Source organism: Wolbachia endosymbiont of Folsomia candida (assembly GCF_001931755.2).
Lineage (GTDB): Bacteria > Pseudomonadota > Alphaproteobacteria > Rickettsiales > Anaplasmataceae > Wolbachia.
In genome coordinates, this window is record NZ_CP015510.2 from 656003 (window position 1) to 680126 (window position 24124).

Below are 24124 nucleotides of genomic sequence, written 5' to 3' on the forward strand. Positions count from 1 at the left end.
ATTAGTACTAATATATAAATAGAAATAGAGAAGTATTTAATAAATATAAAATAGGTAAAAAAATATAGCTAGAAATGCGTTATGCTACCATACTACAAAGCACATCCATAGCTTTGCTATTAGATTCAATCATTAAATGCGCTTCCTGCTGCAAATATTTCATGTTTTTAGCCGTAACATTATCCATTTCAGGTGATGCTATTGTAAGTTGCGATTGAAATCTCAAATATTGGTCATCGATGATATTCTTAAGTTGGTAATTCACTACATCAAGGCTTGAGCCAAACATTACATTTAGTAGTGGTTTTACCCAAGCTATTTTTCCAAATTTCTTTGAATTAATATATTTAATAGGATTAGATAACCGGCCGGTACCAATTGAAAGCAGCACTATATCATCATCAGGGAATAGTTTTTTGCTGTTTGCATATGCGCATGCTGCTGGATTATTAGCAAAAACTCCTCCGTCAACTAAGACTCTATTTATTTGATTAATTTTTAGAAATTTAGGGATAAAGTATGTTGGTGCTGCTGTAGTTGATCTTAAAGCGTCTTGTAATCTTAAAAAATTTCTGTCTTCTTTCCAGCTTTTGAAGAAGAATGGGCAGTTGTTATGAATATCGTAACTAGTAAGCAGTAAATGACTTATGCTGTCCGCAAGAGTGGTTTCACCAAAATATTTATCAAGTACATGTTCAATGTTTTTATTTGAATACTCTGCACCGTTCAGCCAAGTAATTGCTTTCCTTAAAAATGAAGATTTAAAAATATAGGATCCGTACTCCTGATATAGCTCAACTAAATCACTCGCTGAATATTGTGGTTTCCCTTTTCCATCCTTCTTACATAGACCTGCAACAACGATTCCACCGGTGGAAGTACCAGCCATTAAATCAAATATTTGTGAAATTGGTTTTTTTGTTCTATGCTCTATTTCTGCTAATATTAAAGCTGGTATAATGCCTCTAATTCCGCCACCGTCAACTGAGAGGATAAATTTGGTCATAATGTTTAGATGTTTTTTGTTTTCTTTAATATGTGTGGTTTTGTCTGCTTGTGTTTGCCCGAAGACCACGGTTTGTTTTACTCCTGGCGAAAATTGTGCTAATCAGATAATTGATGCGATAAATAGAGCCGAAGAATCCGTACTAGTTCAAGCGTTTGAATTCACTTCTAGACCAATTGCAAGATCTTTAATTCAGGCTAAAGAGCGAGGTGTCAATGTAAAGGTTATTCTTGATGAGTCGCAAATTCAATCGAAATACAGTGTTATCAATGAGCTATTTAAACAAAAAATCCCAATTTGGATCGACTATAAACCAGCTATAGCACACAGCAAGTTAATGATAATTGACAATCGAAAAATAATAACTGGTTCATTCAACTTTACTTACTCTGCGCAAGGAAGAAATGCTGAGAATTTGCTGATTATTACTGGCAATCATCCATTAGTTGAGCAATATGTGGAAAATTGGCAGAAACGTCAATTACAGTCCAATCCTTATCAACCAATAGAAGAATGATCACTTCCATTTACTATTTGAAACCTGCCCTTTAAACTCATCAAGTTCTTCAGAAAGATTTTTTACTCTCTCTTCAAGGCGATATACCGTTACAGTCAATCCGTTATTCTGCTCTATGAATTTATCGTGAATATATACTCTTAAATCTAGCTTGGCTAGCCACCAAATTGTTGCTACGGTTTGTATTAACATAGTAATAATTACCGTAATTGGGATTTTCCCTGTGTTTTGGTTTTGCATGTTTTTTTCTGTTTAAGTGTATTTAAAATTTTATGATTAGATGTTTTATGTATTTTTGAAAATCACTACTGATTAGCTTGAATGTTTATCTTCTGCCTCTGCAAGCAGCTTTATTATTTGCCTATATGGCTTATCTTTGTTGTGCCTTGATCTTAATACAGCTACATCTCTAGGATTTTTTCCATCTTTACTTCTAATTTTAGGATTTGCACCCTTTTCTAATAAAAACTGCACAATCTCTACGTTGCCTGCATGAGCAGCATTGTGGAGTGCTGTACCTCCATATTTGCTAGTAGCGTTCATGTTTGCTCCTTTATCTATCAAAAATCCTACAATTTTCAGACATCCTGAACTTGATGCATAACCAAGAGATGTTAGGCCAGAAACTCCTGTTTCATCAACATAAACTATACTTTCCACTAAGGATTCAATAACCTTATAACTGCAACTTTCAGCTGCTGTTTGCAATACTCTCTTATAATGATTAGTAGCTTTAGATTTTTGATAGTAATAGGTAATAAAAACACATACTACCGTTATTATAAACCACCAGAAGTGTAGCTTATCTTTTTTGTTCTGATCTAACTTGTTCATGTGTGACATTTTTCCCAATATTAAATATATAATTCACTTAATTTTCTCCTAACATCGCTTTCATTTATTTATGGATGCAGATAATGTAGTGCGATAACCAGAACCATCTAATACATGTTCTGCTCTATCAATTACCCATTCACCATCTATGTCTTGATGGAATTCTAATAAACTGAGTTTAGCCTCTGCTAATAGCTCTGGGTTACCTGGCATAGTAATTTCTAACGTTGCGTTATTTCGCTTAAGTTGTTTGAGCTTTGCTGTAGCTGCACTTAGCGCTGATTCTGCATTCGAGTAAGGCGTCTGTATAGTATAACTTGGACTACCAGAACCTGCTGTTTCTGATATGGTTTCAGCTTTGTCATAGCTATGCCATTTTGCGATTACTGAGTTATATCTACTCACGGTAAAATGTACTTTCCAATTTATTACGTCTTGAGGTGTAATTTTCGTTGTTCCTAGAACTTTTCCCGTTGCTAATTTCGCTTTGCCTTTTGGAATAAAGAGTATATATCCTCCAGCTAGCTTTGCAATTGCTTCACGTTCCATTGCTATTTTTGTTAGCAAGCTAATATCACTTTCTTCAATTTGATTAATATATAAAATCAGCACATTTTCAAATTCTTCTGCAACTTTATACCCATATCCATGTTTTTCTGCTATTTCTTTAACTAAGTTGCCCAGCGTAATTTGGTGCCATTCTCTAGATGTTTTCTCTTTTAAAGAAAGTTTTAAATTCGTTGCATGAGCTTTGATTACTAAAGTTTTAGGTGGACTTTGTACTGTAACTTCATTAACTGTGTATACTCCCATGAGTACTATCCCTGTTTTTCTATAGCCTAAAGCAATTTTCAATTCATCAGGAATCTTTACATTATCATCTCTATAATCAACGCACACTTCAACTACATCGTCTATTGTCCCTGATTCATCGGTAAGGCGTATTGATATTAGATGATCTTTTATTAATTCGCTTCCTTCAATATCAAACTCTGGTTTCATTTACTCCCAAATCTTTAAAGTTGATCTTTTCAATGGTTCTTGAATTACAGGTAACTTAATTTTCAATCCTGCAGGCAAAAAGCTCCCGTATTCTGCTAAACCTGGATTGGTTTCAAGTACTAATTCTACTACTCCGTCTGTAAATCCATAATGTCTCCAGCAGATTAGATCTAACATTTCGTTTTCCTTGGCCAAATATACGATCATCTATAACTCCTCAAGTTTAAATTAAATTCAACTTTTTTCGGCAATCCACTAGGAAAATATGACGTTTGCTTTTCTTCTAGCCGTGCAATTACAAATTGTCCTAAAACGTTTCCTAAGCTATCAACTAAGGTACTAGGTTCTTGGTTTTTTTCTGCTTCTTTCATGCTATTTAATTGATTTAATCCGTTTAGATTATTAAGATAAATAACTCCTTCTATGTCTATATTTTCTGCACCTTGACCAATATTTTGTAGTGATGGCATTTTTCCAATACACTCAACTATACTCCAACGCTTTTCCTTGCTATATCTCAAACTTGTTGGGGAAAACTTATATTGTCCAAAAGACAACATTAGTAAATGGAATCCATAGTATCAAATAGAACGTCTCGCGATTTTTCTCTTATTCTTTTTATTACTTCATCTGCAAGGCTATGAACATCTTGATTTGGTGCTGCTTGTATGCTTATGTTAATATGTTGAGTTTGATTAAAAGTTTTATTCTCACACTTATTTTTTGCAAAATCCTTGAATTCTTTATTATTGTTGCTTTCTACAGATTTTTTCTCTTCGATAACACTTTTGATTTTGGAATTTTCAATGTTATTTTTACTATTCTCAGAGATTTCTTTCAGTACACTATTATTGAGTAATGGATTTCCATCACTGAAAATGCTATTTTTAGTAAGTGCATTATCAACTTTTCCATCGACTAATGAAACAATACTTTCCCTTTTCTCAAATTCTTTCAGTGGACTATCATCAAAGATTTTTCCATATATACCACCACCAATCCATGCAAAAAATTCTCCAATGGGTTTTATAATTGATTTAATATATTCCCAAACACTAGAAAAAAAGTCTTTTACCTTTTGCCAATTGGTAATAACAAGAAGTGCACCAACTGAAAGTAAAGCGATAATAGCTCCTATGGGATTACTGATCATTGCAGCTGTTAATACTCTAAAGCCCGTAACTACCGCAGGAATCACATATGATGATAATGCCACTAGTGCTGATCCAAGTGGTCCATGCAGAATAACTGATAAAGTTGCAGCTCCACCTTTAACAAGAGCAATTGCATAACCAAAACTCACCATCGCAATCTTACCAAGAATCAAAAGTGAAATTATGCTCATAATTCCAGTAGTAATAATTGGACACTTCTCTGCAAACCAAGCTATACCTGTGGATACAGACCTCAAAACTTCACTTATCCAATTTAAAGGAGGTAGCATTACTGAGCCTAAATTCATTCCTAGCTCTGCTATTGTATTTCTTAGTAGCCGTAAATTATTGGCTGTCGTCTTTGCACGATTTTCGAATTCTTTCCCCATAGATTTTTTATACTTTTCTTTGTCATCTAAATGAGCTATGGCTTCTTTGTATTTTTTCAAGCTTCCCACCAGCAGTGCAATATCATCTTGGTATTCCTGACCAAAGAGTTTCATAAGAATTTTAGAACGTTCCTGGTTATCTACTTTTTCCAAGGTTTCAAAAAAGTAAAGTAACGCTTCTTGGCCATTTTGACCGATTCTTTGTGCCATTTCTTCTGCAGTTATACCTATGTCCTCTAGTGCTGCTTTAAACTCTTGTCCTTGCCCTTCAGCAGTCTGAAGTTTTGAAAGTAGAGCGTTTATCGCAGTTGCTGCTTTTGCTGGTTGTTTACCCAAACTAATGAAAGCATTTACTAAGCTGCTTGTCTCTTCAAATTTTAGTCCAAATTGCTTCGCAGTACCACCAACTATGCCTAATGCTTGGACCATATCTCTCGCTTTAGCAGCAGTGTTGTCTGACAAGTGGTTGATTACATTACCAACATGTTCCATTTCACTAACTTTAATATCGTAAACGTTAGCAAGTTTGGCTATAGAATCACCTGCTTGTTCTGCAGACATATCAAAAGCAGTTGACATTTTTGCCACTGTTTCTGTAAATTTGAAAAGGTCATCTTTTGGAATACCAAGTTGCCCTCCACTTGCAGCTATCTGAGCTAATTCTGCAGCTGATAGCGGTATAGTGCGTGACATTTCCTTTAACTTTTGAGCAAACTTATCAGCCTGATCTGTATTAGGAGTAAAATCGACTACTTTTTTCACATCAGCCATAGCACTCTCAAAATCAATCGCAACTTTAATTGGAGATGCGAGTGCTAACCCTAGCCCCACAGTTTCGATTACTTGTGATTTGTAATATGCTTTTTTTGCTAGGGCATTTTGCTGTTTTTGTATTACAGATCCAAGTTTGCTGTATTTACTCTTCAGCGTTTCAACGGATGATCCAAGTTTATATTGATCTCTTACTAAGGATTTAATATTTGTTCCACTCTTCCTTACTTCTTCATTTAAGGAATGCAGTGAATCTCTCTTTTTCAGGTAAGATACTTTTGCTTTTGTTGCAGACGCTTTAGCTTTATCAAATTCGGCTTTTAAAGTTTTACTTGGTTTTTCTACTGCTTTGATCTGCTTAGCTAAGGATTTTACCTGATCTTCAAAGCCTTTCCAGGATTTCTTGCTAGCCAAAATATCAGAACCCAATTGTTTGAACTTAGACACTGACTTTAAAGACGAATCAAGCCGCCTGATGTTTTCACCAAGACTAGAGAGCTGACCGCTACTTCCCTTTATTGCAGCATTAAAACTGCCATCTAAGACAGCTCCTATTTTTATTGATAATGTTGACATTTAAACTCCTTGGCTACTTTCGACCATAAAATAAATTCACTAATTTCCATGTTGAGTATTTGCTCAACCCCACCGCCTGTGATAGAGCTGAGCATTAATACGTTTAGCCTTAAGTCCTTTGGATAATTGGTGAAAAAAAATCCTTTAAGATCTCTTGTGCTTTTACATAATCTGCAATATCTAATTCTTCGATTGCTTCTTTTGTAACAGAGGCTAGATTTGCAGTTAGGGTCACTTCTTTACTCAGATCACTACCATTAAGGCGCTCAATTGCTAGGTAATCCCTTACTTTTGGACGTCTGATAGTTAGCTCTGAAACAGAAATTCCATCAACTGTAATTGGATTGTTTAGTGTAATTGTTTGCATGTTTTTCCTCAAAAAGTTAATTAAATAAAAGCCTACATTGACTTTTACATGACTAACTTTCTTAAAAAGTAAGAATTGTTAGCTTTGATAAGAATCTTTTCTGTGTTCAATTGAAGTAATTACTACCGTATGTGCTGGAGCGTCTATATAGTACAGTATACGATAAGTACTTACCCTTAAACTGTACTGTCCACTTAAATCATGGCGCAAAGGTTTTCCAAGTCCTATCGGCTCAACCGTAAGACGTTCCATTATTGCCTTTTCAATAATTGATTTTATCTTTTTTGGAAGTGCTGGAATATCTTTCTTTATAACAGATTCTGAGTAATCTATATTATATGGCCTAATCCCAGAAGGCATCTTGATGTCTTATTCTTTTCTCTTTATAGCGTTCACCAGCAATTTTAGATAATTCTATATCCTCAATTTCCTCTCCCATTAACTCGGTTAATAGTTTTAGAACAGATTTGTTTTGAGACTGAGCAATATTAACAAGTAAATCATTCAACTGATTTTCAAGATCCTCATGAGTTTTATGATTCATTTCAGCCATAGTATTACCTAACTTATAAGTTGATGTATTTTAACACTTTTACGTCATTTTGTCAACTTTTATCATATACCTAAAATTGTTTGTAGTAAAGCCATCTGATCAACACCATTTATCTTTCGAATCATATTTTCAGCATCAATCTCAATAAGTTCTTTGTCACCAATGGTGAGTTTATAATAATGAGCAGCGACAGTGCATTTGAGTGTTGCTTTCTCACCAGGTTTCCAACTACCAAAGTCAAATTCTCTGAATATTCCCCTGAGATTAATGATTACTCCTTCGATATTATTGATACCACTGCCTTGTAATCCACCTCGAAGTGTCAGAGATACTGAATTCCCATCTATTAAGCCGAAAAGCCTGAATAACTCTGTATCATATTCAGAAAAAGTAAATTCAGCTTCCAACTTTTCCATGCCCATATCGATATTTATTGGGATATCCATACCACCAGCGCGATACTCTTCTGTTTTTATGGTAAGCTTTGGCAAGGTTATTTCATCAATACGACCGGCATAACCACGACCATCAACGAATACATTAAAATTCTTTAAGATTTTTGGCAGCATTTTTTCTCCTTTATAAAATTAACTATATTTTTCTATTTCATTGTTAACCAGACGCGACCTAAACGTAATCTGCTCAGCGGGATATGGTGGCGTAAATTCAAAATCAAAAAATACTCTTCCACTTGCAATATTAGCTGGTGTATTTAGCTCTGGTGATACGTAACACTTTCCACTGATAATAGCTCCTTGGGCTTTTAAACTTGCCAGGTAAGAATTCACCCCCTCAATTACATCATCCATGTAGGTTTTAGTGATATTGCGGTCAACTGCCCAGAGATGTGCTCGAAGAAGACTATCGTTAATTAGATCAGCTGTGCGTCTGACTGACAAAAAAGCCCATTTTGAATCACTTGAGCAGGTTCTATTTCCCCATAGTTTATAGCCATTTTGGTGAATAATTGTTGCAACTTCATTTTCATTTAAGTGATTTGCTCTGCAGTTTGAGTCACCTAGAGTAAAATCAACTGGACGGCTAGTTCCAACAATACCATTAATCTCTTGATTGGATGGTGACCACCAAAATCCATGTTCATTGTCTATTTTAGCAATTAAGCCAGCAACAAACGGGCTAGAAGGCAAAATCTCTTCTTTCCCATTAGTGAACACTTTCGCCCATGGATCAACAATGTATACTCTGCTGCTGCCAACACTTTTTCTCCATTTGATTGCTTCTTCATCATTGGTATTTGGTCCATCTGCTACTATTATAGCTCTTAGCTTCTCTGCTACCCCTATTAATGCTGCTACTACTGGATTTTTCGACCCTTCTCCATCTTCAGCTTCTGGTAGTTGGTGAGTAAATCCTGGAGCAATAAGGATTCTTGGCGCAACATGGACTATACTTTCACTACTGAGGAAAGCCTCTATCCCTTGATATTCTCCAGTTTCTGAATCAACTCCACCGATGATATTTTTAATTATTTCACTCTCTTCAACTCTAATAACTACTACTGTCGCACCAATTTGTGAAAAGATTGAGCTTATTGCAGATGGAAGAGTTCCTTTATTACCGAGTTTTGCTGCTTCTTTTAGACTTCCCGTTATAAGAACTGGTTTATTTAGTGGAAATTTTTCTGCGTCACTATCTGGTGCTGTACCAATAATACCAATTACTGATGATTTACTTGTTCTAATTGTTTTTGGGCCAGAAGTTACTTCAATAACATTGACTCCATGTAAAAACTTTTCTGTCATTTTTTCCTATAAATTTGCTAGAGATTTGTTGTTTAAAATTGCTTAAGAAGTTTTTTCGCCTTTTGCTATTTGGGCTATAGATAAGGATTCTTGCTAGAGGTCCTATAATTTGGGAATCTTTCTTTTTATCTTTATAAATTTGCTAGAGAATTTTCTATCTCTTGCTCAAAATGCTTAAGAAAATTTTGCAGTTCTTCTTTGGTCTTCGCTTCTTTTATTCTTTTTTTAGCTAAATCTTCTAATTCTTCACACTTTGCTACGACCTTCACTGCTTTTTTTGCTTTATCTTGAATAAGTTTTGCCATCTCAATAACTGAAATGCCACGGATTTTTGCTAGAGGTTCAATAATCTCTGTATCTTTACTATGTAAGGGCTGATTTGCTTCTTCGGCTACTAAAATGTTCTCCGCAGCTTTTTCTTGTATTTCATATGACTTAGCTTTTTGATGAGAATTGCCTGTGTATTGGTTAGTATAGTTATTAAAATAAATATCGAGATTAGAAAGTACAGAAAATTTCGCATTTTGTAGTAACTCATCTTCAATATCTTTTTCACTACGTTCAGCAATTTCCCCTCCCTCTGTTAAACAATAACTTTTCTGCCAATCAAAACTTTCTGGAGCTTCATGCCAACCGATTCCTTCTGGCTTATTTTCAAGTGTTGTTGTTTCAACTTGTTTGTCGTTTTCAAAACGGATATAAATTGTCATTTTTCCCCCTTATCAATTCCAAATTTGATATGAATGTTCTAAGCCTGGGCACTGCCAAGCTTTGAGTGTTCTCTCTACATCAACTTCAAGTCCTGTGGTTAAAAAATTACTGCGGAAGCTATATATTCCCCATTGCATAAACTGAGCATGAGAAGTAAGCATTCCATAATGGTATGGTGATGAGTAAAATAAGACTACTACTGTTTTTTCTGCTGGAGCAATAACACTGCATGAATCAGCAAAACCCTCACTAGAAGATGAATTGTTATAAACATTTTTCCAGATAATTGTTGAAATCTCTTCTTGATTAGTGTTCGTATTATCAGGTGTACCAACAAACATACCTGCGCCTTCATACTGTGAATCCCAATACGATGAACCAACAAAATTTAACACCCTGGTTATATCTGCTTTAGTAGTATTTTTTATGAATATTGCTCCAAGTAGTGCATATGGGTAAGAAATCGAATCAGAAAAAGCGCCAGTATAACGTACATACGACTCTCTATAAATAAATGTACCGTCCTTACCTTGCAAAAAATATATACTTGGTGGTCGATAAAAGCCGACATAACTTGTATTATATGTATGAGTACCTGCAAGCAAACTAAGCATATGGTTAGTTTGTGTTGTATCTTTATACCACTGTCCTAATTCACTCTTAAAGTGACCATGGCCCCTGTTAGCATCATTAAATCTACCGAGAACACCAAACAAAAAAGGTAATGATTCAGGTTCAACCATATTTCGATTCCTTACTTCTTTCATGATTGATGAACCACTTGGAACATCATTAACAGCACGAAAACCTTCTACTACACCTTTCAGAGCATCTCTATGATCATTACCCACACTATTAATTGCTGCAATGTTGGCATCCTTCCTCGTATCAAGTAACGATATATATGAATCTGATGAGGTTTTTAAGGCGTCTAAGGAATTAGCCCTAAGCGTATTGATTTCATCTAGAGACTCAGTCTTTGCTGCAGTTATAACTGATACAGAGTTTTCTTTATTGGCACTGAGGGTATTTAAGTGTGATTTTGCACTATTTAGAAGCTCATTTAACTTTTTATCAGTAATGTGCACAATATCAGAGACTGCACTTTTATCCACTATTGATTCAAGTGCTTTGGCAATAACTGATCAGGAGTGCTATCTGCTGCTAGGTCCTTAAGCCTTTTTTGTAGTGCATCAATTATCTCTTTGACAGTAGTCATTTGGACAATATTAGAAATTGTTCTCTTATCTACTATTAATTCAAGAGATTTAGCAAGATATGCCAATTGATCAGGTGTGCTGTCTACTGCTAAAGCCTTAATTCTTTGGTGTAAAGCATCGACCACTTCTTTAGTAATGCTCATTTATTGCTCCAAAAATTCAAAAAAGTTTCAAAACTAAATCGTTCAAATGCTTCTTTAAGGTTAATATGTTCATTTTCTCTTTTGGTAATATCATCATCTACTTTCTCAATTGTTGTGCGGATACGAACCACATCCTTGAAAGCAATATTCTCTGGGTGTGGTAAAAGATATCCTCTATTTGTCTGATCATTTGGCATTTTTTTATGTTATTATAATTCTTAAGGATTTAACTTTAGGACGATATAAAACTGTTCCACTTAAAACTAATTTCACTCTGGTTTCATTGGCATTAAAGTTCGTCAATGTATGAGTTCTCTCCACCCAATTTTCACCTATAGGTTTGCCCGTTGTTAAATTAACTAACTGCCATTCTTCCTTTTCAATATTTTTTTGTATATACGCTTTAACATCTGCAGTACCAGGAATAATAGCATCATATGTAATTGTGATTTTAGTGTTGGAACCTGCAGTAATGCTTCTTGTTATGTAGTCTGCAGTTTCTCCAATATTGCCAAGCACTACTTGTATTCCTGGATAAAGCACCGGACTTCTTTTTTCCGACCCCTTCAGCGCTGCTTTTACGGTTAATTCTCCATCAAATCTTGAACGCAATGCTAAAGGCAAATTATCAGATAGAAAATGCTCTTGTCCTTCTGTATCTGTTAAAATAAATTCAGCATTAGTATCAAAACCTGCTTTTTCAATATTTGCCAAAACAATTAAATCTGAAACATTGTTAGCTGTTACTTTTCCAAGATTAAACGTCGAAATATTTTCAGTAAACTTTGCCGCTAAAAGTCGGAAAGTAAGGTCAAAATTTTGATGAGGAGTCCAAGTGCTTGCGTTGCTTGATGAAAGTAATACTCCAACTTGATACGGCTGACTTGTAACCCAACGGCTGTTTACGGCATCATATTTTCCAAGTTCTGCTATTTTTACTGCAGTATCTTTATCATCAGTAAGTAGGACAATCGCATATTCTCTTCCTGCTTCGCAAAAGACAGGAGACCAAACAATACGTGTTGCTGTGCCATTTGTATTAATGCTCTCTGGCTCAACAAAACTCTCAGCAATTACCGTCTGCGAGGGCACACCAATAACTGTTTCACGAATTTGAAGAGCAACACGTTTTGTACCTCTAGTCGTAAACCATAAATCAATTCCTGCAATATGCCTGTTTTCACCTAAAGTAAATGTTTGTGCTAAAGGATCAACACGTTTGGTTGCTATGATTCTTCTTCGCTCTTCTATGGTAATAGTTTTTTTACCAGTATAAGTTGCTTCACCGTAACTTCCCTTTTCGCCAAAGAATTGTACAAGTTTTGTACCGGCAGGGATATTAGCAGGAACTGTGAATCTTCCTTTTATTTTTCCTTGATGATCAGCGGTATTCATATTTTCAATATTTTCTCTCTTGGCATTTATTTCTTATTAAGCTTGAGGTTGAATAACTATTCCATCAAACTTTAATTCCTTAAGCTTTTCACCAACTGCAAAACCTTCAATCTCAAAGTTTTGGGTTACTTCTCTCATAAATTCAGCATCTTTTGATGTAGTTGATAAAAGCTCTGTAGTCTCTGAATTCATTGTAGTGCTAAACTCTCTTGTTACTGGACTTGACCAATTAGTTTTTATTTCTGTAGAATGATCAACATTCATATTAATAATAACTTTAGCTGGAATGGGATCAAAAGCTTGATAAGGATTAATTTTCATTTCTGTGGTTTGTAAAAGTTGTTCAAGTACTGGCTCAAGTTCATATGGAAGTAGTTGAGGTTTTTGACTCTTATCAACATCAACAACTTTTGCCTCAATTGGTAAAGTAAGCTCTCGGTTAACAATTGCTGCAGTCTGCGTTATTCCCTGATCACGCATATCATCATCAAAGAATGGATCAACAAACACTCCTTTTTTAGCAGTTGGATCCCTTGAGTTTGCATCATTACGCAGACGTTCTGTAGCAACTAAAGCATAAAGATCATTTATTCCCTTTTTCATCGCCTCCAAATCATTCATAGGCACAGCGTGAATAGCGTTATTTATAATTTTTCCCACCTTCCCTTCTTTCCATGTTTGATAAATGTAACAAAGTAGCAATTGTCCGGATGGTGCTTTAGGCATTGATGGTTGCCATGGACGAGCTATGCCTTTTATCCTTCTAACGGTTCCTTTGCTATCAATTGTAATTAAATCATAGCGAGGCATTTTCCAATCATAATCAACTAGTATAAGTGTTCCATCAACAGCTCCTTGAACTTTACATCCTTGCTGACTCATATCCTCTGGAGTTGCGCGAGTACGAGAGCGATAGGTTATTTGATAACTGCTTCCAGGCGCAGGTTCTTTTCCAGGTAGTGACCAATCAACAGTTCCAGCATGTAATTTATAATCTGTAGTATTTTCATAAATAACATTACCTTGCTTTATCTGAATTATTTCAAGCACTGCAGAATCAGGTATAGGATCCACAGCTCCAGAGTATGAACCGTGAGTGATAGTTATAGTTTTTTGTACAGTAATATCTACTTTTTTAATTTCTTTAATTGGAAAATCATTAACTTTTAGCTCCATTATTTTTTGACTATTTGGCTGAAAAGTATGTGGCTCTGATTCAACTGATTTTATATCCGGATCTTCATCAAAGTAAACACGAAGACTGTGTGGCAACTCAATTTCATAACCATCAACATGAGCTTTACCTTCATTCACCACAAAAACCTGTTTTTTCACCCCTTTTCCACCTTCTTCTTCATCTTCAGTGTGTAAAAACATTACTTCAAGACCTTCCACAACGTAAGAACCATTAGCTTCACGGTCATAACGAGCGAGAGCTGTAGTAACTAAATTGGCCTGAGGTGGCGCAGAATGCTGAATAAGCACACTATTTTCAACGTTATAAATTGGGTAAAATTCTCCATTTGCCTGGTGATCAATTGCAGTAACACCTTCAGATTGATAGCCCCAAGTAATGGTTGATTTAAGTCTTGCAGCACCTACTTCTTGATAGTTTCTTGTACCAACTGCAGGATCGCGAAGTGTAGAATCCTCTAGCTCTGTAATAGTTGATTCAGCGTAGAAAACACCAATACGAACAGCAGTATTTGTTGGAATTGTAAACTCTGCTTTTTCCACTCCTCTCACTGAACCACGAAGATATATTTTACCTGCTTCAAGCGTGGTCTTGCCAGTTTCAATGTCTATTATACAGTCGCTTCCTGTTATAATATCACCGTCTCTAAATATTGCATCGCCTATTCCTTTGAGCTTTGAAAGAGCATAATCTTGCAATTCATTAAGCTCAGCAGATTGAAGACCTCTACCAGCCAAGAATAAGCTTCTTTCATACTTTTTATCAGGATTGAAGCGGTTATAATAACTATTTAATGTCATTTTAATTGTTTAAAAATTACTTTAAAATTGCTCAAAAATTGTCTGAAGAACTTGCTTCAAAATGTCACCACAAAAGAAAAAGTCTCACGAGTGGCAGCAGTTCTGATAAGTGGAACTGTGTGTTCTAGCACTAATAAAATTCCTTGGTCTTCAATATCTTGTGGTTCAAAATATCTTTGTCCTTCAGGCAATTCTTTTTTCACCCTTGTACCAACCATAACTCCAAGCTCTCGTATCACTTGATTTGCTGCGTCCGTGAAATCGAAGGTAAACTTGAGATAGAGATTATTAGTTGGTACATTTGAAGGGTGAAACCTTCCGGAAGGAGTAATAAGCTCTCCATTTTCATCACCTGTGCAGAAAAGAACCTCATCAGCGGTACGTCTACCAAGTTCGCTCAGCAGCTTTGCAGAAGTTATAGGCTCTGGTGGTGTGCTTTTGATGTACTCTATAGTCACTGCACCATTAGCTGGAATAGCGCTATTTTCCACATATTTGACAATACCAGTACTGCTATCAACTATATAATCTACGCTTGACTGATAAGTTGTTTGCCCTTGAAAAACTTTTACATCTTTAACTGGATAGTGATCAAGTTTTACTTCACCATTTATAAAAGTTTTTTCAATTTTATGGCTACTTTCCCAGCTAGAATCACCACTTCCCCAAGCAAGATGTATTGGTTGCTCTTTTATGCTTGCTGCAATTGCTGCTCGACCTGACTGTGTGAGAATTGACATCTTTGAAAGTTTTACTCCTATACTATATATACCCGGTAACTTTCAAAATCGTCCAAAAAATTTTCACTTTCCTTTTTATCCTCTTTTTGCTAACAATAAATATACTATGACTAGCATGAATGTTACAGAGTCCATCAAGCAAATTATATCAACCAAAAATATTACAATTACATATTATAAATAACGCAGTTTATATTAATAACGTAAAAGTTGTCAGTGAGCACTCAAGAATGCGCCTTAAGATCTTCCACATTCTACTGGATCAGTTTCTGCAAGATTTTAAAAATGGTTTGCCTCCAGAAAAATACAAGTTCTTTGACATAAATCAACTAGCAGAACTTCTTGGCATTGATTCAACAACTCAGAATTTAGAACAAAAGGTTAGAAGGCCATTAAATAAAATGCAGCAAACAATACGGGAAAGTTTGTCAAATGAGTTAGGAATTGAATGTAATGATGTTATAGAAAGTATTGGCTGGCCAGGGTACACTGGTAGAGATTATGGTTACCGTCTTAATCCTTTTATACTTTCTTTGAGTGTTGCAAAACCTGAGTGTACCCCGTGCCTTAGTATTTAGAAATCAGCTATCTTAAAATTTCCAGCTCCCATACTAAAATTACCTTCACCTCTTGCAAATGGTCCATTTAAAACATCTAGCCACTTATCTTCTTTTGAATCTGAAGCCATACCTTTTACTATCTTACCTTCATTTAGTAAACTCTGTACTAAACGTTCCAGTCTGTGCTTGCTAATATCATGAAATGCGGTTGGTAATCTGTGCCGTTGTTTAAATACCCCTGGCCCACCAGTATGTGTAAATGGATGACCTTTTTGTGATGAGATTTCAATAGCTTGCATAAGCACCTTTTTTAAGTACCCATCAGATAACGTATTAAGATTAAGCTGCTCAGATACATCCTCAAGCAATCCAATAGATGAACGTAAATAAGTCCTTATATTCCTATCTGTTAATCCATTAGATTTTACAATGGCTCCCTGATAAACTGCATTATTAACTTTTGTAATCCTCAGCTTATTAAATACCTCATTCTGCTGCTCAATAGATGCAGGCCATAATGCAAAAGAACATCTAACACCATCAACAAGTGCTGTTGTGCCCCTAATTGCATCTCTTGCTTGTTCTACAGTTGTAATCGACCCACATTTAGGCTTTCTCATATGGTGTGCTGCAATTACAGATGCACCTGTTTCAGTTGCCAAATTTGCAAGTAATCCTATTGAATACCACCCCATTTCTGGGTCTGAATTTATATCAGCATGAACGAATGATACTAGTGGATCAAAAACAATAAGTTTTAAATTTTTAATTGCATTTAGCTGCCTACTAATATCTTCAAATTTTTCTGAAGTTTCAGGACATTTACCACGCATATTAGTATTTATGATAGAAAAAGGTCCTCCAGTGTTTGGCATAGGTACAATAAACAATCGATTGTGGTATTCTGCTCTCTTACACTCAGGATCAAGGCGATCAAGACGGCGATGTATTTCACCTACATCATCTTCTGCTGAAAAAATTACCGCTGCTCCATGCTCAGTAACAAGAGGACCAAAACCACACGCTTGATCTATATTATCAGCAACCTTAAGTGCTAAATCAAGAAGAAGCATACCTTTGCCGGTATCTCCCATTGCAGCTACTATTGAAGTAACGCCCAAGGGAAATAACCCTTCAACAAGAAACTTTTGCTCTGGTACAGAACCTATATAACGGTCTGCTCTCCAATCTAGGATATTAAGTTGTGGTTTAATGATTATTTTTTTGGAATTATTTTCAATGAAGTTAGTAATATCTTCTACACAATCAGCAGCATCCCAACCCTGAGGTTTATCACACGGTATATTAAGTATAGCTAATGAGGAAACACCAAGTGAGGAAAACTTTTTTACAACTTTTTCAGAGTATTGTTTTCCTGGCTCATCATTATCAGGCCAAATAATAATATGTTTACCTTTCAGTGGTGACCAGTCTGTTTTCTCTATTGGTGCATTTGCTCCTGACATTGCTGTTGTTGCGGTAATACCTTGCTCTATAAGAGTTTCTGCACATTTTTCACCTTCAACTAGAACAACTCTATCTGACTTTAATATACCAGGAATATTGTATAAAGGCCTTATCTCTGGTGCAGTAAAGCTAGATTTTTTAGCATCAAACGGAAGATATCGTTTACCTTTGCCAGTGTCATAACGATAAACTGTAGCAATAATTTGATCATTTTCATCATAGTAATTCCATGATGAAGTTGGCTGCCCTAGCATTTCATTAGTTTTATGCTCTCTTGAATAACCAATCCACTTAGCAATATCCTCTATAGTTTCAGTGAATTGATTTTTTCCAGTAACAGCAGCCCAAAGATCGATAATATCTCCTCCTTCTCCGCTAGAAAAATCGTGCCATAGTCCTACTTTACTGCCTGTTAGTTCCACTACCATACTTTTTCCTTTATTGCCTTGCACATCACCTACGTAAAACTTATCACCACGAAAAACTCCTCTTGGGAGTAAGTAAGAAAGACAAGATCTAATGTTCAGCAGAAGCTGAGCTTTTAACTGTTCTTTCTCTAATAATGACGGAAAGTGTCCATTTTTTTGTGGAGCTGCAGTATTAAAATCACAATAGATACCCATAAAATCTCCTAATAAATTTAACTAATTTAAAATTCAGCTAAGCGGTAGCTATAACCTTAGAAGTTTTCCAACATCCATTAATATTCTTAATGAATTTCGTTGGTATAGGTTTTCCGTTTCTAAGCTCGTACATCACTTGCAAGATATTTCTATGTTTATTAGGCCTAAACATGACTATGCCAGATGTATAGAAATTTCTTAAAACTCCTGCACCACTTAAAGATTGAAATGGATTCTTTTCCAACATGGTCGTAGACACTTTTTTAGTATGATGCGTAAGGATTATTCCTGCCGCACTATTAGTGATAGAACGTAATTTTTCAATTCCATCCTGTAAAAAGGAAAGCATAGCTCTGCTGCTTCCATAATCACGTATGTTATAGAGAGAATCTATGACGATGAGATCAACTGTTCTTGAGTCAAACTTTTCTGCTATAATGCTTTTTATTCTTTCTATACCTTCAAGATTCAAAGTTAATTTTGTTTTTGGAGTAATAGTTAAGTTTTCTGTTGCTATATCAAGAACCTTTTTGTTAACTTTCAACTGTTGCAAGCGTTCTCTGATGTAATCGTATTCCATTTCATTCTGTAAGTAGAGTATTTTTAGTGGTTTTGCAGGTTTCATACCAAGAAATGATACTCCAGCAGCCATATGCACTAACAAAGAAAGTAAAAAATTACTCTTACCGATCTTTGGAGTACCACCTATGACCAAAAGACCACCTGGTGTTAAAATTCTTGGGCCTATTATATCTTGTGGCATTGGTGATTTATCATTTAAGTAATGTCTCACTGAAAACGATGTAATTTTATGCTCGTTTGTGTTTTGTTGTGGTTCTTTAGCATTTAACCACTTCTTAGCAGAATCTATATTACCTTTAACTAATGTCCAAAGATCAATAATATCACCACTAGTTCCTTTAGTAAAATTACGCCAATTTCCAGCTTTTTTACCTACTATCTTAACCATAATGGTGTCTTCATTTAAGCTACCTAGATAAGTTCTTTCTTGACAAAATTTACTATCAGGAATCAAGTAAGATACACATTCCTTAATATTATCAATTAATAACGCTTTTATTTTAGACATAAAATCCCCCATATTTGTTATTCCAATTTTATTCAACATGTTTGTGAGACGTATGAGATCAAGATTAGCAAGCTCACAAACAGTTTCAAAAGATTCTGAGCTGTGAATCCACTTAAGAGCTTCTTCTCTAAGTGTATGATTTTTTCCTGTTGCATCCTTAATAGCTCTAGTTACAACAGCATTCCACAGCTTCCCTTCATCGTACTTCAAAATGGCGCCCAATCAGCTTCAGGACCCTTGTGATATTCTGGAGCAATGACTGAAGCAATTTTGTTCTTTTCTCCATATCCGTCAGCTGTAATACCCACCTTCACTGTAAATTCTAACCCATTTAAATCTGCAATAGAGTTAAGTTTACGGCTAAGTATTGCTTTTTCTGAAGTATCATGTGGATGAATATTGCGGGCTGATTCTAAAATACTTCTAATCATAGAACGACCAGATTCTCCCCAAATATCTTCTGTGCCTTCTGCTTTGCCACTTTTGATACCAATCATTTGATAAATCCTATGTTTTGCATATGGACCTTCAATAACGGTAAATTCTGCATTTAAATAAATACTGCCAGTGGTAAGACTTTTAGTGAGCCAACATTCATAACCTCCAGGCTTAATTGCCATTTTTACTTTTACTATTGTGCCTTTCGGTATTAAATTACTGTACGATTTCACATTATTAAAATCAGTTAAAAGATCTTGTAACATATAACTCTCCATTTTTAAGTTGATTGAAAATCCTTATTTATCTATTCCATTGATCCACAAGCCGCCAATGACCATTTAACTTATCGACAGTCTTACTTGGCACACGTTCACCATTGCGTAGTTCAAACACTATTTGACGTGCAGCACCTTCTTCATCTTGTGCAAACATAACCATTCCAGTACTGTAGAACCCTCGTAAAGACCCAGCACCGCTTAAAGATTGAAATGGATCTTCTTCTAACATTTTCTTGGATAATTTTTTAGTGTGGTGAGTGATGATTATGCCAGCATCTGGATTAATAGCATTACGTAGTTTTTCAAGTGTTTTTTGTAGAAAGAGTAACATAGCACTATTATCGTTTTCATTACCGTATTCACCGCTAAAGATGTTCCGTAGAGGATCTATGGCAATAACGTCAAGCCTGAAGGATTTCTTATCTACAGCATCTTTTATTTCATTTATTTCTTCATGATTAAATGACAGCTGTACTTTTGGTGTAATAATTAAGTTACCAGCAGCTATATCCAAAAGTTCTTTGTCAAGTTGAAGTTGCTGCAGGCGCTCTTTCATGTAATGGTATTCAATCTCAGTTTGAAGATAAAGAATCTTTAAAGGTCTACTTGGAGTCATGCCAAGAAAAGAAATACCAGCTGCCATATAAGTTAACCAGGAAATGAGAAAATCACTTTTGCCGATTTTAGGTGGTCCACCTAGCACTAATAAGCCTCTTTGGGTTAAAATTCTAGGGTGAACGATGTCTTCTGGTATAGGTGATTGATCATTCAAATACTCTTTCACACTGAAAAAAGGAATTTTTTGACCGATATTTAAATCGATGTTTAAAAAGCTTTGTGTCATAAGTTATCCTCCAAAAGTTAGTTGTGTGCAGCAAATTGAGTGGCGGTAGAAAACTTGGTTTTAATTTTCGTAAGCAGCTTACCAAGATGTGGCTCTTCAACCATATCAAGGCAGCCACTACGATCTTTAGCAGGGTATCCCCAAGAATTAAGAGTATGACAAACAAATGAGCGCTTCTCAGTACCATCATCTTTTTTGATACCAACCATGCTGATAACTTCATCAACAATACCAGGGATTTCACTAGCAGTTTTAGCCCCTTCACATTGGGGTAGCCAAGTTGGACGATTGAAATCATCTAGGTACTGACCGAGTGTTCCAACTATAATAATATCTTTATCTGGAATATGCTGAAACTGATAAAGCCAATTCATCATCTCACTAGCAAGAGAACCAAAAGCAGCTCTGTTATCTGGTCTACCAGTTTTATCAGAAAAAGCCTCAGGTTGTGATTTTGCCCAAGTTAAACATAATTTTGAAGCTATTGTAATACTGTCAATAAAAATACATCGATATTTAGACAGTTTCGAAGAAAGCTCTTTATACTTACTAGATACATGCTCATAGTGTCTTTGACTATATGCTTGATCAGCCTTTAAAGCAGGATTTGGGCCACCTATAAGGCAAGCGATATCACGTGCCTCATTCCAAGTACGGATACTGATAGAATCACCTTCCCAATCCTGAACAGCAAGAAGCCCAGCTTCAAAATCAAGACAAAGGGTTGGCTCATCTATGGTCTTTAGAAGACTTGTTTTACCGATGCCATAGGAACCAAATACTACAATTTTAGTACCTGTTTGCATTTTTAGTCTTTCAGTTCTACTTATTAGTTCCATTTTTTTACCAATTTAATTGTGCGTATATATATACCCGGTGACCCATACAAATCGTCCAAAATATTTTTACTTACAAGACGAAAATCTGCTGCGTATCTGCCTAATGACGTTATAAATAGTCGTTTTTGGTATTCCAGTCATTTTAGAAATTTCACTGATGTTGAAGATCTTAAGTAACTCGCATATGTTCCTGTAGGATTTTGGCAATCTAGACATCATTTCACTTACATCAATACGTGCTATCATGCCACTTTCAAGGTGTTTACAGTCTGGTAGACTATCATCTACACCAAAAGTGATTTGATGTTTTGCAGATGATTGACTACGTAATAGATTGCGAGCACGGCATTGAGTGACCTTGGCAATAAAAGTATTATAACTGCTTCTTTTTTCATCATACTGATCAAGAAAAGGCAAAACTTCACAAAAAAGTTCCTGCTCTATATCTTCAAGACTCTCATGGGCAAAATAGTTAATATATTTAAGATAATAAGCATGGTATCTCACGTATTTAACAATGATAGGATCAATACCTGAATAAGAATTCTTTGATTTCATACAAACCTCCGATAATTAAAAGCATATGAATAATGATTTTTCCAAGACTCCGCAGAATTTAAATAAGATATTTCTGTCTATTATGAAAAATTAAATAAGATTTTTTCAGTTTTATTAATAAATAATATAAGACTTTTCTAAATTTAAATAAGACTGAACGAAAATTTTAAGTTTGCTGTATATTTTACTTGCAAAATGTTGCAGAATATGCAATAATTTGATTATGAAATACTTGCGTAACTATATACAATCTTCTTTAGCTAATGGTAAGTACTTTTTTACTAAAGAAGAGGTTGTATCAGAGTTAAAGATAACACCTTCTCAATTTAGATTTCAAGCTTATAGACTTGCTAAAAAAAGAGTTGTAAAGAGTTTAATAGGGGACTTTTTCATGATTGTACCTGCAGAATATCAGCATCTAGGATCATTGCCACCCCATTGGATTATTGATTCTCTGATGCAACATCTAGGAGAAGATTATTACATAGGCCATTTAAGTGCAGCTTCTTTGTATGGTGCTACTCATCAACAACCTATGTCTTTTCAAGTAATTACCAATAAGGCAAGAAGGAATATTAAACTTGAGAGAGGTATGATAGAATTTCACTGTTATAAGAATTGTTCCTCCGCAGCAAAAGAACAAATTACTTTACCAACAGGGTATGTGAAGATTTCTACTAGAGAGCAAACTTTACTGGATCTTGTACGTTTTTATACATCATGTGGCTACTTGAGTAACGTTGCAACAGTTGTAAAAGACCTATCTAAAGAATGTAAACCACAGCTTTTAGCTAGAGTAGTGAAAAATGAAAAGACAGACTCAGTGCTACAAAGACTAGGATATATTCTTGAATTTACAGGTTACCATAATATGGCATCAGTTATTGAGCAGCAACTAAAGAAACGAAAAATACAATTTATTTGTTTGCGTCCTGACTGTTGTAGTAATAATTGTCAGCGTGCAAATCGTTGGAAACTGTTGATTAATGATATACTTGAGGTTGAACCAAGACGCTTTATTCAAGAATGGTCGACCTTGGCAAGAACCAAGACAAGTTGAGTAAGGTCTTATTATTAACAATTAGATTTAGTTTACAACTATCTACAGACAGATTGCTTTTAGTTCTCCAAGTATCCGAGAAGTTCTCACATTTTGCTTGACGAAGAGACATGAAATTGCTTTCATAAGAAGCATAAGGTGAGATCGTCATGAAGATACAGCAACTTTTATCTAAAACTCCTGAGCAATTAAGACATACTGTGAATCTCTTGGTGATAAGGATAAACAAGATCTCTATAAACGGGCTATAGATGAAGCTAAGGGAAAGACTCTAGAAGAACTTAGGCGACTAAGCAAATTAGCTACTGCAATAGAAAAAACAATGGATGATAAATTATTGGAACCCTTCTACAATAGTGATAATCCTTTTAACAAAACAGCGGTACTAGAATTCATTGGAAAATTGTGCAGACGTCTTACTTTAATTACGCATCCTTTCAATGATAAAGATTTAAGAGAGTTAGAAGAGCTAGATGAATTGTTGCCTGATATGTGTGAAAAACTAAAGTTAAGGTTAACAAATCATATGAAAAATTATGTGGAAAAAGAACTACAATCTAACAACTTTTTACGTCATAATATTAGTACCTTTGTGCTACTAAAGAGAGCAGAACTCGGCTCTGAGGAAGAGAAAAAAAGGGCAATGAATAAGCTAGTTGTGGTGTTTATGTCTCAACCAGAGTTAAATTATAAAGCAGATGTTTTTATATTGTTCCTTATTTTAAAGAATATCAAAGGTTTTTTGGGGGAAATAGAAATAGAACCAGAGCTAAGTAACTTAGTTAACCTGCTAGCAAAAGATGTAGACAAATTGGAATGCCTAGAGAATAAGATAGAAATGCTAGAGGAAGAAGGTAAAGTCAGTACTACAGAATGTAGAAAAGAAATGGAGGAGGTTGAAAAGAAACTAAAGGACACAAGAGAGAAGATAAAAGAGAAGCTTTCATGGCTAGAAAATTTCACTTATAACTTTAACTCTTTACCTAAATTTATATATGATTAGATATGAATAGAGAGCTAATTCAGCACTTGTTATTCTGGATATTATGGCAAATAAAAAGCTAGTTTTTTCATCACGTATAAAAATTGCCTAAAAACTCAGGTGGAAAGAGGTAAAAGTTCTTGTTTTTCTATGTTTATCGTTATTGTGAAAATTATATAGTGAGCTTAATATTTTTACTAATTCAAAGCCCCTTCCTGTGATCAAAAATGGTTTCCATATTTTACA

The 24124-nt window shown here is 35.1% G+C and carries 29 protein-coding genes; 4 read left to right on the forward strand and 25 right to left on the reverse strand.

The window, feature by feature from the left end; all coding sequences use genetic code 11:
- Positions 1-79: 79 nt before the first annotated feature.
- Positions 80-1006, reverse strand: a complete 927-nt coding sequence (locus ASM33_RS02985) for a patatin-like phospholipase family protein (RefSeq protein WP_110410424.1) — start codon at positions 1004-1006, stop codon at positions 80-82.
- Position 1007: 1 nt separating this feature from the next.
- Here ASM33_RS02985 and ASM33_RS02990 point away from each other — a divergent pair, with 1 nt between their 5' ends.
- Positions 1008-1523, forward strand: a complete 516-nt coding sequence (locus ASM33_RS02990) for a phospholipase D family nuclease (RefSeq protein WP_237342955.1) — start codon at positions 1008-1010, stop codon at positions 1521-1523.
- On the opposite strand, the gene ASM33_RS02995 is transcribed toward ASM33_RS02990, so the two are convergent.
- The 18 genes from ASM33_RS02995 to ASM33_RS03075 all read right to left on the reverse strand — a co-directional run bounded on the left by ASM33_RS02995 (position 1524) and on the right by ASM33_RS03075 (position 15136).
- On the reverse strand, positions 1524-1763 hold the full coding sequence (locus ASM33_RS02995) for a hypothetical protein (RefSeq protein WP_110410423.1): 240 nt from the start codon (positions 1761-1763) through the stop codon (positions 1524-1526).
- A 72-nt stretch (positions 1764-1835) separates the two neighbouring features.
- A complete protein-coding gene (locus ASM33_RS03000; RefSeq protein ID WP_338063658.1) occupies positions 1836-2366 on the reverse strand; it encodes an ankyrin repeat domain-containing protein in 531 nt (176 codons plus the stop codon).
- Positions 2367-2417: 51 nt separating this feature from the next.
- Complete coding sequence (locus tag ASM33_RS03005) at positions 2418-3359, reverse strand: phage late control D family protein (protein ID WP_110410422.1); 942 nt, start codon at positions 3357-3359, stop codon at positions 2418-2420.
- Positions 3360-3566: a tail protein X gene (locus ASM33_RS03010; protein WP_110410421.1), complete on the reverse strand. Its 207-nt coding sequence runs from the start codon at positions 3564-3566 to the stop codon at positions 3360-3362.
- Entirely contained in the window at positions 3563-3919 is a 357-nt protein-coding gene (locus ASM33_RS03015) for a phage tail protein (RefSeq protein ID WP_110410420.1), read from the reverse strand. Before ASM33_RS03015 ends, ASM33_RS03010 begins: the two co-directional genes overlap by 4 nt.
- Entirely contained in the window at positions 3919-6249 is a 2331-nt protein-coding gene (locus ASM33_RS03020) for a phage tail tape measure protein (RefSeq protein ID WP_110410419.1), read from the reverse strand. The genes ASM33_RS03015 and ASM33_RS03020 overlap by 1 nt, the downstream gene beginning before the upstream one ends.
- 109 nt (positions 6250-6358) lie before the next feature.
- The gene (locus tag ASM33_RS03025; protein WP_110409299.1) at positions 6359-6616 is read right to left on the reverse strand and encodes a phage tail assembly protein; all 258 of its coding nucleotides are present in this window, start codon (positions 6614-6616) and stop codon (positions 6359-6361) included.
- A 78-nt stretch (positions 6617-6694) separates the two neighbouring features.
- Positions 6695-6976: a type II toxin-antitoxin system RelE family toxin gene (locus tag ASM33_RS03030; protein WP_110409298.1), complete on the reverse strand. Its 282-nt coding sequence runs from the start codon at positions 6974-6976 to the stop codon at positions 6695-6697.
- Positions 6960-7169 (reverse strand): hypothetical protein, encoded by a 210-nt coding sequence (locus ASM33_RS03035; protein ID WP_237342938.1) that lies wholly within the window; start codon positions 7167-7169, stop codon positions 6960-6962. The genes ASM33_RS03030 and ASM33_RS03035 overlap by 17 nt, the downstream gene beginning before the upstream one ends.
- 62 nt (positions 7170-7231) lie before the next feature.
- Positions 7232-7738 (reverse strand): phage major tail tube protein, encoded by a 507-nt coding sequence (locus ASM33_RS03040; protein WP_110409297.1) that lies wholly within the window; start codon positions 7736-7738, stop codon positions 7232-7234.
- Positions 7739-7756: 18 nt separating this feature from the next.
- A complete protein-coding gene (locus tag ASM33_RS03045; protein ID WP_110409296.1) occupies positions 7757-8932 on the reverse strand; it encodes a phage tail sheath subtilisin-like domain-containing protein in 1176 nt (391 codons plus the stop codon).
- Between the two features lie 131 nt (positions 8933-9063).
- Positions 9064-9642 (reverse strand): hypothetical protein, encoded by a 579-nt coding sequence (locus tag ASM33_RS03050; protein ID WP_110409295.1) that lies wholly within the window; start codon positions 9640-9642, stop codon positions 9064-9066.
- A gap of 12 nt (positions 9643-9654) precedes the next feature.
- A complete protein-coding gene (locus tag ASM33_RS03055) occupies positions 9655-10758 on the reverse strand; it encodes a hypothetical protein (protein ID WP_237342939.1) in 1104 nt (367 codons plus the stop codon).
- Entirely contained in the window at positions 10758-11006 is a 249-nt protein-coding gene (locus ASM33_RS08690; RefSeq protein WP_237342940.1) for a hypothetical protein, read from the reverse strand. The genes ASM33_RS03055 and ASM33_RS08690 overlap by 1 nt, the downstream gene beginning before the upstream one ends.
- Complete coding sequence (locus ASM33_RS03060) at positions 11003-11203, reverse strand: hypothetical protein (protein ID WP_110409294.1); 201 nt, start codon at positions 11201-11203, stop codon at positions 11003-11005. The genes ASM33_RS08690 and ASM33_RS03060 overlap by 4 nt, the downstream gene beginning before the upstream one ends.
- Before the next feature lie 4 nt (positions 11204-11207).
- Positions 11208-12401, reverse strand: coding sequence for a hypothetical protein (locus ASM33_RS03065; protein ID WP_110409293.1), 1194 nt, complete (start codon positions 12399-12401; stop codon positions 11208-11210).
- A 36-nt stretch (positions 12402-12437) separates the two neighbouring features.
- A complete protein-coding gene (locus tag ASM33_RS03070; RefSeq protein WP_110410418.1) occupies positions 12438-14396 on the reverse strand; it encodes a DUF4815 domain-containing protein in 1959 nt (652 codons plus the stop codon).
- 56 nt (positions 14397-14452) lie between these two features.
- Positions 14453-15136, reverse strand: coding sequence for a hypothetical protein (locus ASM33_RS03075; RefSeq protein ID WP_110410417.1), 684 nt, complete (start codon positions 15134-15136; stop codon positions 14453-14455).
- Between the two features lie 119 nt (positions 15137-15255).
- Between ASM33_RS03075 and ASM33_RS03080 the strand changes: the two genes are divergently transcribed.
- Complete coding sequence (locus tag ASM33_RS03080) at positions 15256-15714, forward strand: hypothetical protein (protein ID WP_110410416.1); 459 nt, start codon at positions 15256-15258, stop codon at positions 15712-15714.
- Here the strand turns inward: ASM33_RS03080 and ASM33_RS03085 are convergent.
- From ASM33_RS03085 to ASM33_RS03110, 6 genes are all read right to left on the reverse strand, one after another.
- Positions 15711-17786: an AAA family ATPase gene (locus ASM33_RS03085; RefSeq protein WP_110410415.1), complete on the reverse strand. Its 2076-nt coding sequence runs from the start codon at positions 17784-17786 to the stop codon at positions 15711-15713. The genes ASM33_RS03080 and ASM33_RS03085 overlap by 4 nt on opposite strands.
- Before the next feature lie 37 nt (positions 17787-17823).
- Positions 17824-19086, reverse strand: coding sequence for an AAA family ATPase (locus ASM33_RS03090; protein WP_110410414.1), 1263 nt, complete (start codon positions 19084-19086; stop codon positions 17824-17826).
- Positions 19083-19580, reverse strand: a complete 498-nt coding sequence (locus ASM33_RS03095; RefSeq protein ID WP_110410413.1) for a hypothetical protein — start codon at positions 19578-19580, stop codon at positions 19083-19085. The genes ASM33_RS03090 and ASM33_RS03095 overlap by 4 nt, the downstream gene beginning before the upstream one ends.
- A 37-nt stretch (positions 19581-19617) precedes the next feature.
- Positions 19618-20439 carry an AAA family ATPase gene (locus tag ASM33_RS03100; protein ID WP_110410412.1) on the reverse strand — a complete coding sequence of 274 codons (822 nt, stop codon included), beginning with the start codon at positions 20437-20439 and terminating at the stop codon, positions 19618-19620.
- A 17-nt stretch (positions 20440-20456) separates the two neighbouring features.
- Positions 20457-21278, reverse strand: a complete 822-nt coding sequence (locus ASM33_RS03105) for an ATP-binding protein (protein ID WP_110410411.1) — start codon at positions 21276-21278, stop codon at positions 20457-20459.
- A 66-nt stretch (positions 21279-21344) separates the two neighbouring features.
- Complete coding sequence (locus tag ASM33_RS03110; RefSeq protein WP_110410410.1) at positions 21345-21836, reverse strand: RNA polymerase sigma factor; 492 nt, start codon at positions 21834-21836, stop codon at positions 21345-21347.
- 223 nt (positions 21837-22059) lie between these two features.
- Between ASM33_RS03110 and ASM33_RS03115 the strand changes: the two genes are divergently transcribed.
- Both ASM33_RS03115 and ASM33_RS03120 read left to right on the forward strand, forming a co-directional pair.
- A complete protein-coding gene (locus tag ASM33_RS03115) occupies positions 22060-22896 on the forward strand; it encodes a type IV toxin-antitoxin system AbiEi family antitoxin domain-containing protein (RefSeq protein ID WP_110410409.1) in 837 nt (278 codons plus the stop codon).
- Positions 22897-23218: 322 nt separating this feature from the next.
- A complete protein-coding gene (locus ASM33_RS03120; RefSeq protein ID WP_110410408.1) occupies positions 23219-23899 on the forward strand; it encodes a Clp protease/crotonase-like domain-containing protein in 681 nt (226 codons plus the stop codon).
- Positions 23900-24124: the final 225 nt, after the last annotated feature.